Raw genomic sequence first — 15,880 nt, 5'->3', positions numbered from 1 at the left:
AAAAATAGCTTATTGAATGAATGGAATCGTGTAACGATAAGACATCATAATGGTGCGACCAAGTGGACTCGAACCACCGACCCCCACCATGTCAAGGTGGTGCTCTAACCAACTGAGCTATGGTCGCATTTGAAAGTACGGTTATGATAACGATTTTTAATATTTGGGACAAGAAATTTATTTTTAAAATCGTATAATTGTTAATCACTTAAGAAAAACGGCAGGAAAACCTGCCGTGAGAGGTGAAAGTGCGGTTGGATGACCGCACTTTATTTATTGTTGTGTTGCTTGAATAGCAGTGAGTGCTACGGTATAGACAATATCATCTACCAATGCACCACGGGAGAGATCGTTAACGGGTTTACGCATACCTTGTAGCATTGGTCCAATAGAGATGAGATCGGCTGAGCGTTGAACCGCCTTATAGGTTGTGTTACCTGTATTGAGATCTGGGAATATAAAGACAGTCGCTTTACCTGCAACAGGAGAGTTTGGTGCTTTAGAGCGTGCCACATCCTCCATCACGGCAGCGTCGTATTGCAATGGTCCGTCGATGACGAGATCAGGGCGCTTTTCTTTCGCTAAACGTGTTGCTTCCCGCACTTTTTCAACATCAGAACCTTGACCAGATGTACCTGTTGAATAGGAGATCATTGCAACTTTTGGATCGATTCCAAAGGCTTTAGCGGAGTCGGCTGATTGAATTGCAATTTCTGACAGCTGTTCAGCAGTTGGATCAGGATTAATTGCACAGTCACCGTAAACAAGCACTTGATCTGGCAATAGCATAAAGAATACTGATGATACAAGAGAGCTGCCCGGTGCAGTTTTGATGATTTGTAGTGGCGGACGAATGGTATTGGCTGTGGTGTGTACCGCGCCTGACACTAATCCATCAACTTCACCTGCTTCGAGCATCATGGTGCCTAGCACGACGTTATCTTGCAGTTGTTCTTCTGCAACCACTTCAGTCATGCCTTTGTTTTTGCGTAGTTCAACTAAACGTGGCACATAATTATGACGAACCATTTTTGGATCAATAATGGTAATGCCTTTTCCTAATTGTACGCCTTGGGATTCCGCAACGCGTTCTACTTCAGCAGGATCTGCTAATAATACACATTCTGCAATGCCACGCTCAGCACAAAGCACAGCTGCTTTAACGGTGCGGGGTTCATCACCTTCAGGCAGGACAATACGTTTTTTTGCATTACGCGCAAGTTCCGTTAATTGATAACGGAATGCAGGTGGTGATAAGCGACGTAAGCGTGATGATCCACCAATTAAGCCATCAATAAATTGCGAATTGAATTGTTCGCTGGTGAACTGTTTGATTGTTTCAATGCGTTCTGCGTCATCAGCAGGCACTTCTAAATTGAAACTTTGTAGGTTTAGTGATGTTTGCCATGTGTTGCCTTCAACGCGGATAACTGGTAGACCAGTTTCAAAGGCTTGTTGACATAACTTACTGATTTGAGCGTCAATTTTATAGCCACCTGTTAAAACTAATGCACCAATTTTTACCCCATTCATTGCTGCCAATGAGGCGGCAACTAATACATCAGGGCGATCGGCAGAGGTAACTAATAAGCTCCCAGCACGGAAATGTTCAAGCATATTGGGTAAACTTCTTGCACAGAATGTAATACCATGTATGCGGCGTGTTTTAATTTCTCCCTCGTAAATGATTTGGGCATCAAGATGCTTGGCAATGTCGATAGCACGTGTTGCGATCAATTCTGCATTCCAGGGAATGCACGCCAGTAAAGTTAATGGACTTTTAGTAAATAAATGACGAATCTCATTGCTAGAACTTTCACGTTCTTTAAAGGCTTCAAAAATTTCACTTAAGTCTGGGCGTGTGCGTCCACTTTCATCAACGGGAGCATTAAATTTGTTGACAACCACACCGAGCATATTCGGATTACTGCGACCACCGAAATCACTGGCAGCAGCTTCTAAACGTTCGATTAATTGACTTGGTGTATCTGTTCCTGGCGCAGCAACGAGAATGATTTCGGCATCAAGAGCCTGACTAATATCATAGTTAATACCAGCAGCATAGGCACTTTTACTGGTTGGAATTAATCCTTCAACAATGACAATTTCATTTTTATTGCTTAATTGTTGATGTTGTGCCACGATTTTTTCTAACAAAACATCAGTTTGGTTTTGTCCGATCAATGATTCTGCTTGGCTAAGCATAATTGGCTCGCCCGTATCTATAGCAGTGCTTGAGCGAAGAATTGCCGTTGTGCGGTCAATTTTATCTTCACCACTGCTAGGCTGAGAAATTGGCTTCATAAAAGCCGTTTTTGCGCCTTTTTGCTGTAACGCATGCACTAAACCAAGACTAACACTGGTTAATCCAACGCTAGCACTTACAGGAATTAAAATAATAGTACGAGACATAATCTAAACCTTTTATTTAAAGAAAAACTGCCGACAAAATCGGCAGTGTAAACATTATTGTGCAGCTAAACGAGCTGTGTCTTGTGCAATCACTAATTCTTCATTAGTTGGAATTACAATTGCTAATGGAGAGGTATCAGTTGTGATTTTACCTGCATTACCAAAGCGAGCGGCTAAGTTGCGTTCTTCGTCTAATTGATAACCAAAGAGTTTTAAATGTCCCAAGGTTAATTCACGAACATGCGCTGAGTTTTCACCGATACCACCAGTAAAGATAATAGCATCTAAACGCTCACCAATAATGGCCATATAGCCGCCGATGTATTTGGCTAAACGGTAGCAATACACTTCTAATGCGCGACGGGCAGGTTCTTCCGTATCAAAATTGTCTTCGGCATAGCGACAGTCACTAGTGATTTCAGTTAAGCCTAATAACCCTGATTCTTTCGTTAAGCATTTTTCAATTTGCTCCATGCTATACCCTAAATTATTGTAGAGATAGAACACGATAGCAGGGTCAATATCACCACAACGTGTGCCCATGACAATCCCTTCAAGTGGCGTTAAGCCCATCGAGGTGTCAATACATTCGCCGTGGCGAATAGCAGAAACTGAGCCACCATTACCAAGATGACAGGTAATAACATTGAGGCTATCAACAGGAATATTGAGTTCTTTTGCAGCTTCACGGCTGACATAATAATGACTGGTACCGTGTGCACCATAGCGACGAATGGCATGGTCTTTATAGAGTTTATACGGCAGCGCATAAAGGTAGGCTTCTTCAGGCATTGTTTGATGGAATGCCGTATCAAAAACAACCACATTTTTGTCTTTTAATTCAGGGAATGCTTTAAATGCCTCTTCAATTCCGATTAAATGCGCAGGGTTGTGTAATGGCGCAAATTGAATGGCATCACGGATACCTTCAATCACTTCATCATTAACCAATACAGATGAGGTGAATTTCTCACCACCATGCACAATACGATGCCCAATGGCAACAATATTGTCTTTTAATGCGGGCTCTTTGGCTAAAATTTCGTTTACGATAAATGCCAACGCCTCGCTATGCGCGGCACCCGCACCTAAATCAGCATTGCCTTTTTCACCATGCAATTTCCATTTAATTCGCGCATCAGGCAAATGGAATGCCTCAGCAAGACCAGATAATTTTTCGTCCCCGTTTTCAGGATTAAGAATGGCAAATTTTAGAGATGAGCTGCCACAGTTGAGCACCAGAATGAGTTTTTCAGACATATCAATACCTATGTTGATTAATTAAATGAAGATGACATTGCGTCATAAAAATAACTGCAATAGAATACACCTTTGTCGGCATAAAATAAATTATAACGCAGGATAAATGCAGGAAAAATTGATTTTTTTCAATTTGTTAAAACATAAGACCAAAAATGAGTTTATTGAAAACCTATCAACAGGGGCGAGAGTATCTCAATTTATGGGTATTACACCCTAAACTAGGTATGATTTTCCCTGAAAATCGTATTATTCGTGCAGTTCGCTTTGCGGAAAAAATTATGCCAGCGGTTGCGGTGTTAGCGATTGTTTGGCAGCGATTAACAATGCCTCATAGCCAAATGGCATTGGCGGCAGCAATTATTACCGCACTTTTTGCTCTAAGCCTGCCGCTGCAAGGTATTTTTTGGCTTGGAAAACGTGCTAAAACGCCTTTAAATGAACGCTCACGGCTAGCTTATATGCACATTTGTGATACATTGCAATCCAAAGGCATTGCGGTAGAACGTGTAGCTCAACCGCACTTTTATGATCTTGCCCGCGTGCTAAATCACGCGCAACGGCATTTAGATGATGAATTTTGGCGAGAATTATAAAAGTGCGGTTTGACCGCACTTACTGTCAATAGTTTAAGGCTTTAAACTGGCGGTTGTGATAAATCAAGGCGTTGCCTTTTTCAGCCAGATCAATTTGGTCAAGTTCAATAAAAAAGACACTGTGCGTTCCGACGGCATGTTGCTGGGTAACGCGTCCTTGTAACACGGCGAGAGCATCTTTTAAAATGGGTACGCCATTGCGGCCTTGCGTCCACATTTCCCAGCTTAACCGTTCTGCCATCGTACTGTCCGCCATACAGGCAAAGTGCAATGCAAGTTGCTCGTGTTGCGGCTGTAGCAAATTAATGGCAACATGCCCATTTTCGGCAATCACATCGTGCAAATCACTCCCTTGATTAATGCAGACTAAAACTGTGGCAGGCGTATCGGTAACTGATGCCATTGACGACACCGTCAACCCTGCGCTGCCTGCGTTACCATGAGAGGTTAAAATGCTCACTGCTGATGCCACATTTGCCATCGCATTACGAAAAAGGGATTGGTCTAGCACATGTTATCCTTATGTTAATGAAAAGAATATTCTAGCAGGAAACCATCTTTTCGCCTAGCCTATACGTTTGCACGCAATGCCGTTTTAATTTGACGTTCAATCTCCCGCAAACCTGCCAAGCGTGTTGCACTTAAATGCTCACTGATACCGCACTTTGCAAGGGTCGCGTGAATATTTAACGCTTGCGGATTATCGAGTGCATCAAGTTGGTGAAGTAAAATCACAAATAGCCCATTGATAATGCGTGATTGGCTATATAACCGCACTTTTATGCCATTTTCTGTTGGCTCTAATTGAAAGAAAATAGGAACTTCACAGCCTGCTAATAGCGTCATGGCTTGTTGTTGCTCATCATTAGGCATAGGTAATGTTTTACCGAGTAAAATTAACGCACGATAACGCGCTTGCCAGTCAGGCAGTGCAGTAAAGTGTGCGATTACATCATCAATCGTGGTCATATTAATCTCGTAATAGGTCAAGCGATAGCGAAAGTGTGGTTAAAAATTGCTCAATATCGTCTGTATTATTATAAGGTGCAAAAGACAACCGCAGCAAACTTTGCTCACCGAGTGCGTGTAAATAAGGCTGTGCGCAGTGTTGTCCTGTTCGTAGCACGATGCCATGTTCTTGTAATAATAAGGCTAAATCAATACTTGCGATGCCATCAAATGCGAATGAAAACAGGCTTTCAACGGGTGAGGCGGAAAATAGCCGACAACCTGCCATTTGCGAAAGTGCGGTATAGCAGTATTGTGCTAGTGTGACAGTGTCACGTTGAAGGCGTTCAATGTCCCATGTTGCCAGCCATGCTAGCACATCGCCAAAGGCAATCACAGCGGCAATATTGGGTGTTCCTGCTTCCAAGCGATAGGGTAATGGGGCAAAACTGACCGCACGTTCACTGACGTGTTGCACCATTTTTCCGCCAAAATGTAACGGTTGAAGCTGTGATAATGCAGCTCGCTTGCCTGTCAGTACCCCTAATCCAGTTGGTCCATACAGTTTGTGAGCAGAAAAGACATAAAAATCCGCATCGAGCTTTTGAACATCTAGACGCTGATGCACAATGGCTTGCGCACAGTCGAGTAAAATATACGCATTGGGTGCATGTGTTCTAATCAAGTGAATTAATGGCGAAATCGCTTGTATTGTGCCTGTGATATTGGATTGTAGGTTTAATGCCACTAATTTTGTTTGGTGATCGAGTTGGGCTAAAAGTGCGGTTTGATCAATAGCATAATGGTGATCAAAATCAATCACGCGTAACGCCGCACCGCACTTTTGTGCAAGCATAACCCAAGGTACAAAATTGGCATGATGCTCCGCACGGGTTGTGATGATGTTATCGCTAGGGCATAATTGCGGTGCAATCCCATGAGCGACAAGGTTAATGCTCGCCGTTGCGCCTGATGTCCACACCACACAATCTGGGCTTTGGCAATGTAGCCATTGCGCCATCAGCGTGCGAGCATGCTCGTACTGATCGGTTGTGTGTGCGTGTTGCATGCCACGATGGACACTTCCTGCTTGGCTATAACAGGCGTTAGTGCTGTCTATTAATATTTGCGGTTTTAAGGCGGTGGCGGCACTGTCGAGATAGACGGGTGCATTAGCACGCTGAAAATAGGGAAATGCTTGTCTAAAGTGATCGGTAAGTGCTGTCATTTTTGCTTTTTCTGTTGTTTGCGATAGTCATAGGGATCAATGCTAGAGCTGTCTTGCCATAGCCCGCGTTTTTCACGTCGAGCGTGTTGCTCTGCCTGTTTATATAAGGCATTATCACTATAATGATAGACCCATGCAAGCCCTTGTGTGATCATCGTGAAATTGACATCTTTGCCGTCGGTATTATACACACGGCTAAGTAGGCGGTGATATTTGTCCGTGCCGTAGATGTGCAGGAGCACAATTTGTTTTTCAACCATCGCACTCAATGCCTTACGGGCAGTATGATAAAACGGCTGTTTCCGCTCGGGGCTGTCAATATCAATAAGACGTACGCGTTGTTCATTCTCTTGGCTAAAATGGCAAATAAATGTATCTCCATCAATCACATGGCTGACGAAGCAGTGCTGCACCATCACCTCAGGTTGGCGTTTGGATGTAGATTTAGCCAAAATACTCGGATGTGTTGTGAGGCAAAGTGCGGTCAGCAGCCACAACAATCGCCAATGAGCGGATTTATACACGACAAAGGGTGACATAGTTCACGAAAAGGGAGTAAAATTAGCCAATAGATTGAACGACTTTAACCCGATTTACATTCTTATACAATCAAATTATGCGATATCACATTTTTAACTTATTACGCGCGCTGGTTATTTTATATCTCGTGCTTTATATAGGCATTTTCATTGAGAATCTTATTCCGATTGGCGTGCCTGGCAGTATTTGGGGGCTATTAATTTTATTTTTCTGCCTTACCACGCAAGTTGTCAAAGTGGAGTGGATCGCACTAGGTGCATCGTTGCTCGTGCGTTATATGGCAATGCTGTTTGTGCCTGTCAGTGTGGGGATTATTAAATATGGTGATGTGTTGCTTGATAATGCACAACAGTTGCTCATCCCAAATATTGTCAGCACCATGCTCACAATGGTGGTTATTGGTTTTCTGGGGGATTATTTATATCATCGCCATTCGGTCACATTTTTACGCCGCAAGGCAAGCAAACGGCGTAGAGGGCAAGCATAATGTGGGTATCTTTTCTAACGGAAACCGCACTTTGGCTATATTCATTGCTGACCATTGTCTGCTTTATGCTTGCCGTGTGGATAAGTAAACGTTGGCGTTCGATTATTTTTAATTCGTTTGTATTAACCATTTTAATGCTTGTAGCGATTTTGTTGCTGTGTGATATTCCTTACGATCGCTATATGCAAGGCAATGCACCGTTAAATAGTCTGCTTGGTCCTGCCATTGTTGCCTTGGCATTGCCGTTGTATGAACAGTTGCGTCAAATCAGTAGCCGCTGGAAAAGTATTTTATTGATCACCACAACCGCGTCAGTCTTTGCGATGTTTAGTGGTGCCGTGCTGGCAATATTATTGGGGGCTAATCAAGAAATTGTGGCAACATTATTGCCTAAATCCATCAGCACACCAATTGCCATGGCGGTTGCGCAAACCATTGGGGGCGTACCGTCGGTTACAGCAGTGAGCGTGGTTTTAGCGGGATTGCAAGGATCTATTTTTGGTTATGTCTTACTGAAAAAGTTGAAGATTAAACATGCTGAAGCCATTGGGCTTTCCATTGGTGCCGTATCACATGCTCTTGGCACGGCACGCACCTTAGAGTTAGATAAACACGCAGGGATTTTTAGCTCTATTGCACTGGTGTTATGTGGCATCATCACATCGATTTTGGCTCCGTTAGTTTTTAAATTCGTACTGTTATTATTTTAAAAACACTGTTTATTTATACAGTGTTTTTTGTTATAGTGGCGTTACCATTAATCATGACTAGGTAACCTGCCCGTGCGAAAAATTATCCATATTGATATGGACTGTTTTTATGCAGCCATTGAAATGCGTGAAAATCCACATCTTCAGGGCAAGCCCGTGGCCGTCGGTGGTCTGCCGAGTCAGCGTGGCGTGCTAAGCACATGTAATTACGAAGCCCGCCGTTTTGGTCTGCACAGTGCAATGCCGAGCGTAACCGCACTTCGCAAATGCCCTCATTTAATTTTACTGAAGGGTAATATGCCACTTTACCGCAGGGTATCTGCACAAATTCAGCACATTTTTCGTCGCTTTACCGATCTAATTGAGCCCTTATCGCTTGATGAGGCCTACCTTGACGTAACCGACTGCTGTGAATGTAATGGTTCTGCCACTTGGATAGCGCAAGCCATTCGCCAAGCCATTTTTGCAGAAACACAACTTACGGCATCAGCGGGTGTTGCACCGTTGAAGTTTCTCGCAAAAATAGCATCAGATATGAATAAACCCAATGGGCAATATGTCATTACACCTGAGCAAGTTGATGCGTTTATTCAAACGTTACCACTGGCGAAAATTCCAGGCGTGGGCAAAGTAACTGCACAAAAACTCAATACGATGGGGCTGATTAATTGTGGCGATATACAGCAGATGTCACAACATATTTTACTGGATACATTTGGCAAGCTCGGGCAACGCATTTGGCAGTTCAGCCATGGTATTGATACACGCCCAGTGCAGCCGAAACAGGTACGCAAATCGATCAGCGTGGAAACGACATTACTGCGTGATATTGATGAGCTTAATGAGGCTAATCGCGTGTTAGATCAGCTTTATGATGCGTTGCTTGCGCGTGTCCAATCTGTGCTACCTGACCGCACTTTGCGTGATTTTCATCATCTTGGCATTAAACTCAAATTCAGCGATTTTCACGTTACAACGCTAGAAAACCGCATGTTGGTGTTTAGTAAGGCTCATTTTCAGCAATTACTTGCTCAAATTTGGCAACGTCGCAAAAATCGCGCTGTACGCCTTATTGGGTTACAAATTGTACTCTCGCCACAAGCTCGCAACGAACAACTGTCTTTCTGGTCATAATGGGTTATTTTTTTTTATAACTGCGTTATACTATTCCTCATGAACGTTAACATTGATTAGGTAAGTATATGACGATGAAAGTGTTTTTAAATAGTAGCCCTGCGACGGCGCAATGGGGTGAAAGTGCGGTGCTGAGTTTTGATAACCAAGGTGCACATATTCACCTTTTAGAAGGCAATACGAGCATTCAAACGGCGGCGCGTCGTTTGCGCGGGCAACATATTAATGATGTGGAATTAGCAGGCGATAATTGGGATTTAAGTCGTTGTTGGGCGTTTTATCAAGGGTTTTATTCGGCGAAACAAGATTTTGGCATTGAATTTCCCCATTTAGAGGACGCAGAGCAGCAGCAACTGTTTCGCCAAATTGAATGTGGGGATTTTGTGCGAGAAATCATTAACCTTCCCGCCGATGTGATCACGCCAGAGGTGCTTGCACAGCGTGCTGCTGATTTTATTTTGCAACAAGCAGAACACGCCGATATGCAAAGTGCGGTGTCTTACCAGATTTTAACGAACGCTGAATTAGTTGAAAGGGGCTATCACGGTATTTGGACGGTGGGGCGTGGTTCACAACATAGCCCAGCAATGTTACAGCTAGATTTTAATCCAACAGGGGACGACACCGCCCCTGTGATGGCAAGTTTAGTCGGTAAAGGGATTACATTTGACTCTGGCGGGTATAGCTTAAAGCCGAGTAATTCAATGGATTCTATGCGATCAGATATGGGCGGGGCAGCATTGCTTACGGGCGCATTAGGCTTAGCAATCGCTTGTGGTTTGAATCAGCGAGTCAAATTGTATTTATGTTGTGCTGAAAATATGGTCAGCTCACAGGCGTTCAAACTTGGCGATATTATTGAATATCGTAATGGAGTTAAAGTAGAAGTGCTTAACACTGACGCTGAAGGGCGTTTGGTGTTAGCTGATGGCTTAATCGATGCTTGCCGTGATAAACCGCACTTTATCATTGATTGTGCTACATTAACAGGGGCTGCCAAAATGGCAGTGGGTAATGATTATCACAGTGTGTTATCCATGGATGATACACTGGTTAACGCCTTGTTTACATCAGCCGAACAAGAACAAGAACGCTTCTGGCGTTTACCATTTGAACCATTTCATCGGGGGCAGATTAAATCGCAATTTGCCGATATTTGTAACACCGCAACCGTTCCAGCTGGCACGGGGGCTGGAGCCAGTACAGCGACGGCATTTTTGTCTTATTTTGTGGAAACATACCAAAAACAGTGGGTACATATTGACTGTTCTGCTACCTTTAGAAAATCAGCCAATGCTCAATGGGCAACGGGGGCAACGGGAATTGGTGTGAATACCTTAGCTAATTTATTATTAGCCCAAGCCGATCAGACCGCTTAGCAAAGTGCGGTTTGACCGCACTTTATCACAAATTTGATAATGTAAGGATACAATGTATGCAACAGACGCTTTCAATCATCAAGCCTGATGCTGTAAAACGACAGCTTATTGGCGCAATTTTTACGCGATTTGAGCAAGCTCATTTTTCCATTGTTGCGAGTAAAATGCTGAAATTAACCCGTGAGCAGGCTGAAGGATTTTATGCGGAACACAAAGGGCAGCCATTTTTTGAAGGATTAATTGAATTTATGACCTCAGGACCAGTGGTGGTGTCTGTTTTGCAAGGAGAGAATGCGATTTTAGGGCAGCGTGAGTTAATCGGTGCAACCGATCCTGCACAGGCGAGAGTGGGGACATTACGCTATGATTTTGCTGAAAGTAAAAGCTGTAATGCCGTGCATGGTTCGGATTCGGTAGATTCCGCTGCGCGTGAAATCGCATATTTTTTTACTGATGATGAAATTTGCACCCAATGAAAATAACGCATTGCCCAGAATGTAAGAAAAAAATGACCCAAGAGGTTAATTTCTGCCCTCATTGTGGTTTTTCTTTTGCACCAGATAATATCGCAGCGTTTAATCAAAAAATGGCTCGCATTCGTGAGCAAAAGAAAGAGATTAATCGTAAAAGTGCCAAGTTACAATTGATTTGGTTAGGCATTTTTGCGGTGGTTATTTTATTAGCCAGTTGGCTGACTAATTAACCGCACTTTTTTCCAATAAAAAAGGGAACATCTGTTCCCTTTTTTGTTGCCTTCAATTATAGGCTTTTTTGTACGTCAGATGCTGTGTTATTGATAGCTTGACCCGCTGCTGAAACATCTTCACCAGCACCTTTCACAGTATTACATGCAGTTAAAGAACCCACAGTTAATGCAAAAATTACAGCCCAAATCATTTTCATATTGTTTCTCCTGATTTATAAAACTTATAGTTATTCATAGATGGTTTAAAGAAAAACCACTTTCATCATACACATTTCAGCAGAGCTTTTCAACTTTGTGTCTATTTTTTAATCAAATGCAGTAAAGATAAGATGTTGACCTTGTGCTGTGATCCGCACGCTATGTAATAAATAATCAATTGGAATCAGCGATTTTGTCATATGGCGTTGGCACACAGCGATAAATTCAGGATCTAGAAATTGGGTGTAAATTGCACAGTTTTCATTGTGTAATCCCGCCATTGCACGCCCTAGCAATTTGCCATAGATATGAATATTGCCATCACTGACAACTTCTGCACTGGGTAATACATCACCATAAATGATCAAATCCCGCCCTTTCGCATAGATAGGCATACTTTTGGTGATGTTTTCATTAATCACTAATGGCGCAATGTAGCGTGGTGTAATTAGTTCATCTTGATTGGCACTTTTCCCCAGCGCAGGCAAATTGTGGCTTAAAATTAATTCTTTTTGCAGGTTGTTTTGCCAGTTACTCACCCCGATTAAATGAATACCAAATTCAGATAACAATGCTTTAAGTTGATTTAAATCGCATTTTTCTAAGATGGGTGTGTATTGTAAAATTACGGGTACATTATGGAAGAATAAAGGCGATTTTTTCACTTTTAATGTGAGTGCTTTTTTGATAGCAATCAAGCTTTCTCCATGAAGCGTAAGCACAATAGAAGAAAACTGACCAGTATGAAATTCAATAATCTGTTTCTGCATTGCTGAGAACTAGCGTAATGTCGTGTATAATAGCTCAATATAGCATAAATTTTGTCAAATGCGGAGGATTTCAATGCAATGTGCGATTTATAAAAGCACAAAAAAAGAGGGCATGTATCTTTATTTATGCCAAAAAGACGATTTTAGTGCTGTACCTGAATTATTGCTTGCTCAGTTTGGACGTGCACAATTTGTCATGATGCTTGATTTAAGCCAACGTAATAAACTGGCACGCGCCGATATTGAACAGGTAAAACAGCAATTACAAACGGAAGGATTTTATTTACAAATGCCCCCTAAAGATCCGTGGGCACCCGTAACAAAATAGGATAATTATGTTTAAACGTACACTTTTATTAACCAGCCTAATACTTGCAGGCTGTAGTAGTAATACTTCGGTATTGTATCAAACCCAAGCACCAGCGAACCGCACTTTAGATCAATTTCAGCATTATGTGCAATATTTACAATATCAAGCCAGTCATCAAGGCGTTAGTGCTAAAACGATCGCACAAAAAGGACAGAATGTTAACTATATTGCACGCGCTGTTGAACTAGATAATGCACAAGCTGAACGAGCACAACGCAATCGTAATGCACCACCAAGTCCAAATCCGCATGGTATTACCCGCTATTTGAATAAAGTTTTAACCAATCATAAGGTTGATGTTGCCGTTGAACGTTATTGGCAGCAGCTTCCCGCATTAACGAAAGCTAGCCAGCGTTATGGTGTGCCAACGGAATATATTATGGCATTATGGGGAATGGAAAGTAGTTTTGGCTATTATCAAGGTAATTATGATGTCCTTTCCGTACTTGCAACACTGGCATTTGATGGGCGACGTGAAGCATTATTCAGTAAAGAGTATATTGCTGCACTCAAAATTTTACAATCAAATGTGATTGATCGAACACGAATGAAAGGCTCATGGGCGGGAGCCATGGGGCAATCTCAATTTATGCCAAGCTCATTTTTAAGCTATGCCGCCGATGGCGATAATGATGGTACGGAAGATATTTGGAAAAACCAATATGATGTGTTTGCCTCCATTGCTAATTATCTCTCAACTGTTGGCTGGAATAACAATTTACCTTGGGGCTTAGAAGTCAGTTTAACAATGCCGGTATCGCTGGAGATATCTGGTACGAAAGCTGAGCAAAAACGCAGTTTAAGCCAATGGCAAGCATTAGGCGTACAACCAAAATCAGCGTTGGATTATGAACGCTGGCAAGCCCTTAATGCTGCTGATTTATGGCTAGTGCAACCAAATAAAGAGGTTGGGCGAGCATTTTTAGTGACCAATAATTACCGCACTTTACTGCATTGGAATAATTCAAATTATTTCGCTACAAGTATTGGTATGTTTGCCGATCGCATAAAACAACGGGTAAATCCATAAGGTAAAATAGAGGGGCGTTATGTATCAACATCGTGATATTAAAGGGAGTATTTTGGATTTGCCAGCAGGCAAAGTCGTCTGCGTTGGACGCAATTATCGTGAACATATTCACGAATTAAACAACCCCGAACCTAGTGCCCCATTGTTATTTATCAAACCTCAAACCGCACTTTGCTGTTTGCAAAATCCTATTTTTATTCCCAAACATCTCGGGCGTGTTGAGCATGAGTTAGAAATTGCCGTGTTAATCGGTAAAAATGTATCACAAGCAAACGTGGACACGGCAAAAAGTGCGGTTAGCGCTTTCGCTATTGCATTAGATCTGACCTTGCGTGATGTGCAGCAACGCTGTAAAGAGAACGCTCACCCTTGGGAAATTGCGAAAGGATTTGATAATGCTTGCCCTATTTCGCCCTTTATTCCCGCAGTACAGTTTTCTGATTGGCAAGATATTACGTTTAGCTTGTTAGTTAATGATGAATTGCGTCAAATGGGACATTCAGCACAAATGTTAGTGGATATACCGCACTTAATTAGTTATGCGAGCCAATTTTTCACATTACAAAAAGGCGATATTGTACTAACGGGTACGCCAAAAGGTGTCGGGCAATTGCATCCTGGTGATAAGCTAGAACTCACATTAGCACAATATTCATTCCAGACAGAAGTCATTTAAAAATCAATCTCTAAATCACTATCTACTTTGCAACAACACAGTAGCATTTCGTCTGGATTTAAAAAGGCAAGTGGAGGTTGGTTGTAATGCACAGTGCCTTTTAATAATTTGACGCGACAAGCACCACAAAATCCTGAGCGGCATTGATATTCGTGTTCAATGCCGTGTTTCTCCAGTGTTTCTAATAATGAACCGTCGTCATTGTTATGCTCAACACAATAGCCGAAGCGGGGAAGGGTGATTTTATACACTTTCATGATGAAAAACCGCACTTAAAAGTGCGGTTGCCTCAGTTACAGATCAAAGTCGCCAAAATCGCTGGAGTCAACCTTGGAGTCAATTTGCCCAACAAGGTAAGAGCTAACTTCCACCTCTTGTGGCGCCACTTGCACGTTATCAGACACGAGCCAAGCGTTAATCCAAGGGATAGGGTTTGACCGCACTTCAAATGGTAGCGGCAAGCCCACAGCCTGCATCCGAATATTAGTGATATATTCGACATATTGGCAAAGAATATCTTTATTTAAGCCAATCATTGAGCCATCTTTGAACAGATAATCAGCCCACTCTTTTTCTTGCTCGGCAGCTGCAAGGAAAAGCTCATAAGCTTCGTCTTTACACTCTTCGACAATTTCGACCATTTCAGGATCATCTTGCCCCGATGCCATAATATTGAGAATATGTTGTGTGCCCGTCAAATGCAGGGCTTCATCGCGTGCGATAAATTTAATGATTTTTGCATTACCTTCCATTAATTGGCGTTCAGCAAAAGCAAACGAACAGGCGAAGCTGACATAAAAACGGATGGCTTCCAAGGCATTCACACTCATCAAGCACAAATACAGTTGTTTTTTTAGACTACGTAAACTCACTACGCATTCTTTGCCATCCACGGTATAAGTGCCCTCACCATAGAGGGTGTAGAGTTGGGTATCGCGAATAAAATCATCGTAGTAAGCAGAAATATCTTTCGCCCGTTTAATAATTTCTTCATTGGTCACAATGTCATCGAACACGACGGAAGGATCATTGACAATATTACGGATAATATGTGTGTAAGAACGTGAGTGAATGGTTTCAGAAAACGTCCAAGTTTCAATCCACGTTTCCAGTTCAGGAATGGATACCACAGGCAATAACGCCACATTTGGACTACGTCCTTGAATAGAATCCAGTAATGTTTGATATTTTAAGTTACTGATAAAAATATGTTTTTCATGCTCAGGCAACGCTTGATAGTCAATGCGATCTTGTGACACATCAATTTCTTCTGGCCGCCAGAAAAACGATAATTGTTTTTCTATCAGCTTTTCAAAGGTTTCATATTTTTGTTGGTCGTAACGTGCAACATTCACGTTCTGCCCAAAGAACATCGGCTCTTTGAGTTGATCATTTTTGTTTTGTGAAAACGTAGTGTAAGCCATAAATACCTCAAT

At 42.3% G+C, this 15,880-nt stretch carries 20 protein-coding genes and 1 tRNA gene; 10 read left to right on the top strand and 11 right to left on the bottom strand.

What is annotated here, in order from left to right; genetic code table 11:
* Window positions 1-50 precede the first annotated feature (50 nt).
* The 3 genes from HPC40_RS03840 to HPC40_RS03830 all read right to left on the bottom strand — a co-directional run bounded on the left by HPC40_RS03840 (window position 51) and on the right by HPC40_RS03830 (window position 3,672).
* Window positions 51-127: transfer RNA gene (locus tag HPC40_RS03840), tRNA-Val, on the bottom strand.
* 146 nt (window positions 128-273) lie between these two features.
* The gene (gene pta / locus HPC40_RS03835; protein ID WP_208118160.1) at window positions 274-2,412 is read right to left on the bottom strand and encodes a phosphate acetyltransferase; all 2,139 of its coding nucleotides are present in this window, start codon (window positions 2,410-2,412) and stop codon (window positions 274-276) included.
* Window positions 2,413-2,466: 54 nt separating this feature from the next.
* Window positions 2,467-3,672, bottom strand: coding sequence for an acetate kinase (locus tag HPC40_RS03830; RefSeq protein WP_208118159.1), 1,206 nt, complete (start codon window positions 3,670-3,672; stop codon window positions 2,467-2,469).
* A 155-nt stretch (window positions 3,673-3,827) separates the two neighbouring features.
* On the opposite strand from HPC40_RS03830, the gene yfbV reads away from it, so the two are divergent.
* On the top strand, window positions 3,828-4,268 hold the full coding sequence (gene yfbV / locus HPC40_RS03825; protein ID WP_208118158.1) for a terminus macrodomain insulation protein YfbV: 441 nt from the start codon (window positions 3,828-3,830) through the stop codon (window positions 4,266-4,268).
* Between the two features lie 25 nt (window positions 4,269-4,293).
* Here the strand turns inward: yfbV and HPC40_RS03820 are convergent, their stop codons facing one another.
* The 4 genes from HPC40_RS03820 to HPC40_RS03805 all read right to left on the bottom strand — a co-directional run bounded on the left by HPC40_RS03820 (window position 4,294) and on the right by HPC40_RS03805 (window position 6,983).
* Entirely contained in the window at window positions 4,294-4,749 is a 456-nt protein-coding gene (locus HPC40_RS03820) for a flavin reductase (protein WP_208118310.1), read from the bottom strand.
* Window positions 4,750-4,838: 89 nt separating this feature from the next.
* Window positions 4,839-5,237, bottom strand: a complete 399-nt coding sequence (locus tag HPC40_RS03815; protein ID WP_208118157.1) for a SufE family protein — start codon at window positions 5,235-5,237, stop codon at window positions 4,839-4,841.
* Between the two features lies 1 nt (window position 5,238).
* Window positions 5,239-6,444: an aminotransferase class V-fold PLP-dependent enzyme gene (locus tag HPC40_RS03810; protein ID WP_208118156.1), complete on the bottom strand. Its 1,206-nt coding sequence runs from the start codon at window positions 6,442-6,444 to the stop codon at window positions 5,239-5,241.
* Window positions 6,441-6,983, bottom strand: coding sequence for a thermonuclease family protein (locus HPC40_RS03805; protein WP_208118155.1), 543 nt, complete (start codon window positions 6,981-6,983; stop codon window positions 6,441-6,443). The genes HPC40_RS03810 and HPC40_RS03805 overlap by 4 nt, the downstream gene beginning before the upstream one ends.
* Before the next feature lie 77 nt (window positions 6,984-7,060).
* Here HPC40_RS03805 and HPC40_RS03800 point away from each other — a divergent pair, with 77 nt between their 5' ends.
* The 6 genes from HPC40_RS03800 to HPC40_RS03775 all read left to right on the top strand — a co-directional run bounded on the left by HPC40_RS03800 (window position 7,061) and on the right by HPC40_RS03775 (window position 11,397).
* Window positions 7,061-7,471, top strand: coding sequence for a CidA/LrgA family protein (locus HPC40_RS03800; RefSeq protein WP_208118154.1), 411 nt, complete (start codon window positions 7,061-7,063; stop codon window positions 7,469-7,471).
* Window positions 7,471-8,181 carry a CidB/LrgB family autolysis modulator gene (locus HPC40_RS03795; RefSeq protein ID WP_208118153.1) on the top strand — a complete coding sequence of 237 codons (711 nt, stop codon included), beginning with the start codon at window positions 7,471-7,473 and terminating at the stop codon, window positions 8,179-8,181. Before HPC40_RS03800 ends, HPC40_RS03795 begins: the two co-directional genes overlap by 1 nt.
* A 66-nt stretch (window positions 8,182-8,247) precedes the next feature.
* The gene (dinB, locus tag HPC40_RS03790) at window positions 8,248-9,315 is read left to right on the top strand and encodes a DNA polymerase IV (protein ID WP_208118309.1); all 1,068 of its coding nucleotides are present in this window, start codon (window positions 8,248-8,250) and stop codon (window positions 9,313-9,315) included.
* A gap of 68 nt (window positions 9,316-9,383) precedes the next feature.
* Window positions 9,384-10,694, top strand: coding sequence for an aminopeptidase PepB (pepB, locus tag HPC40_RS03785; RefSeq protein WP_208118152.1), 1,311 nt, complete (start codon window positions 9,384-9,386; stop codon window positions 10,692-10,694).
* Window positions 10,695-10,750: 56 nt separating this feature from the next.
* On the top strand, window positions 10,751-11,170 hold the full coding sequence (gene ndk, locus HPC40_RS03780; protein ID WP_208118151.1) for a nucleoside-diphosphate kinase: 420 nt from the start codon (window positions 10,751-10,753) through the stop codon (window positions 11,168-11,170).
* On the top strand, window positions 11,167-11,397 hold the full coding sequence (locus HPC40_RS03775) for a zinc ribbon domain-containing protein (RefSeq protein WP_208118150.1): 231 nt from the start codon (window positions 11,167-11,169) through the stop codon (window positions 11,395-11,397). The genes ndk and HPC40_RS03775 overlap by 4 nt, the downstream gene beginning before the upstream one ends.
* A 56-nt stretch (window positions 11,398-11,453) precedes the next feature.
* Here HPC40_RS03775 and HPC40_RS03770 read toward each other — a convergent pair whose 3' ends face one another.
* Together HPC40_RS03770 and minC are read right to left on the bottom strand one after the other, a co-directional pair.
* The gene (locus tag HPC40_RS03770) at window positions 11,454-11,597 is read right to left on the bottom strand and encodes an entericidin A/B family lipoprotein (RefSeq protein WP_208118149.1); all 144 of its coding nucleotides are present in this window, start codon (window positions 11,595-11,597) and stop codon (window positions 11,454-11,456) included.
* A 108-nt stretch (window positions 11,598-11,705) separates the two neighbouring features.
* Entirely contained in the window at window positions 11,706-12,368 is a 663-nt protein-coding gene (gene minC, locus HPC40_RS03765; protein WP_208118148.1) for a septum site-determining protein MinC, read from the bottom strand.
* Window positions 12,369-12,441: 73 nt separating this feature from the next.
* Here minC and HPC40_RS03760 point away from each other — a divergent pair, with 73 nt between their 5' ends.
* The 3 genes from HPC40_RS03760 to HPC40_RS03750 are packed head-to-tail and all read left to right on the top strand — an operon-like array spanning window position 12,442 to window position 14,444.
* Entirely contained in the window at window positions 12,442-12,696 is a 255-nt protein-coding gene (locus tag HPC40_RS03760) for a YcgL domain-containing protein (protein WP_208118147.1), read from the top strand.
* A gap of 7 nt (window positions 12,697-12,703) precedes the next feature.
* Window positions 12,704-13,768, top strand: coding sequence for a lytic murein transglycosylase (locus tag HPC40_RS03755; protein WP_208118146.1), 1,065 nt, complete (start codon window positions 12,704-12,706; stop codon window positions 13,766-13,768).
* 19 nt (window positions 13,769-13,787) lie between these two features.
* Window positions 13,788-14,444: a fumarylacetoacetate hydrolase family protein gene (locus HPC40_RS03750; protein WP_208118145.1), complete on the top strand. Its 657-nt coding sequence runs from the start codon at window positions 13,788-13,790 to the stop codon at window positions 14,442-14,444.
* On the opposite strand, the gene yfaE is transcribed toward HPC40_RS03750, so the two are convergent.
* Window positions 14,441-14,701, bottom strand: a complete 261-nt coding sequence (gene yfaE / locus HPC40_RS03745; RefSeq protein ID WP_208118144.1) for a class I ribonucleotide reductase maintenance protein YfaE — start codon at window positions 14,699-14,701, stop codon at window positions 14,441-14,443. The genes HPC40_RS03750 and yfaE overlap by 4 nt on opposite strands.
* 36 nt (window positions 14,702-14,737) lie before the next feature.
* Window positions 14,738-15,868 (bottom strand): class Ia ribonucleoside-diphosphate reductase subunit beta, encoded by a 1,131-nt coding sequence (gene nrdB / locus HPC40_RS03740; RefSeq protein ID WP_208118143.1) that lies wholly within the window; start codon window positions 15,866-15,868, stop codon window positions 14,738-14,740.
* Window positions 15,869-15,880: the final 12 nt, after the last annotated feature.

It is taken from the genome of Spirabiliibacterium falconis (assembly GCF_014885015.1).
Lineage (GTDB): Bacteria > Pseudomonadota > Gammaproteobacteria > Enterobacterales > Pasteurellaceae > Spirabiliibacterium > Spirabiliibacterium falconis.
The sequence above is the reverse complement of the archived record's forward strand: the minus strand, read 5'-3'. Positions and strand labels throughout refer to the sequence as shown.

What these genes read in the sequence shown, in the direction of transcription:
- minC (WP_208118148.1), bottom strand. Translation starts at nt 12,368, where the DNA reads ATGCAGAAACAGATTATTGAATTTCATACTGGTCAGTTTTCTTCTATT.
- ndk (WP_208118151.1), top strand. Translation starts at nt 10,751, where the DNA reads ATGCAACAGACGCTTTCAATCATCAAGCCTGATGCTGTAAAACGACAG.
- pepB (WP_208118152.1), top strand. Translation starts at nt 9,384, where the DNA reads ATGACGATGAAAGTGTTTTTAAATAGTAGCCCTGCGACGGCGCAATGG.
- HPC40_RS03750 (WP_208118145.1), top strand. Translation starts at nt 13,788, where the DNA reads ATGTATCAACATCGTGATATTAAAGGGAGTATTTTGGATTTGCCAGCA.
- HPC40_RS03815 (WP_208118157.1), bottom strand. Translation starts at nt 5,237, where the DNA reads ATGACCACGATTGATGATGTAATCGCACACTTTACTGCACTGCCTGAC.
- nrdB (WP_208118143.1), bottom strand. Translation starts at nt 15,868, where the DNA reads ATGGCTTACACTACGTTTTCACAAAACAAAAATGATCAACTCAAAGAG.
- HPC40_RS03800 (WP_208118154.1), top strand. Translation starts at nt 7,061, where the DNA reads ATGCGATATCACATTTTTAACTTATTACGCGCGCTGGTTATTTTATAT.
- HPC40_RS03755 (WP_208118146.1), top strand. Translation starts at nt 12,704, where the DNA reads ATGTTTAAACGTACACTTTTATTAACCAGCCTAATACTTGCAGGCTGT.
- HPC40_RS03795 (WP_208118153.1), top strand. Translation starts at nt 7,471, where the DNA reads ATGTGGGTATCTTTTCTAACGGAAACCGCACTTTGGCTATATTCATTG.
- HPC40_RS03775 (WP_208118150.1), top strand. Translation starts at nt 11,167, where the DNA reads ATGAAAATAACGCATTGCCCAGAATGTAAGAAAAAAATGACCCAAGAG.
- HPC40_RS03805 (WP_208118155.1), bottom strand. Translation starts at nt 6,983, where the DNA reads ATGTCACCCTTTGTCGTGTATAAATCCGCTCATTGGCGATTGTTGTGG.
- HPC40_RS03760 (WP_208118147.1), top strand. Translation starts at nt 12,442, where the DNA reads ATGCAATGTGCGATTTATAAAAGCACAAAAAAAGAGGGCATGTATCTT.
- HPC40_RS03810 (WP_208118156.1), bottom strand. Translation starts at nt 6,444, where the DNA reads ATGACAGCACTTACCGATCACTTTAGACAAGCATTTCCCTATTTTCAG.
- yfaE (WP_208118144.1), bottom strand. Translation starts at nt 14,701, where the DNA reads ATGAAAGTGTATAAAATCACCCTTCCCCGCTTCGGCTATTGTGTTGAG.
- pta (WP_208118160.1), bottom strand. Translation starts at nt 2,412, where the DNA reads ATGTCTCGTACTATTATTTTAATTCCTGTAAGTGCTAGCGTTGGATTA.
- yfbV (WP_208118158.1), top strand. Translation starts at nt 3,828, where the DNA reads ATGAGTTTATTGAAAACCTATCAACAGGGGCGAGAGTATCTCAATTTA.
- HPC40_RS03770 (WP_208118149.1), bottom strand. Translation starts at nt 11,597, where the DNA reads ATGAAAATGATTTGGGCTGTAATTTTTGCATTAACTGTGGGTTCTTTA.
- HPC40_RS03820 (WP_208118310.1), bottom strand. Translation starts at nt 4,749, where the DNA reads ATGGCAAATGTGGCATCAGCAGTGAGCATTTTAACCTCTCATGGTAAC.
- HPC40_RS03830 (WP_208118159.1), bottom strand. Translation starts at nt 3,672, where the DNA reads ATGTCTGAAAAACTCATTCTGGTGCTCAACTGTGGCAGCTCATCTCTA.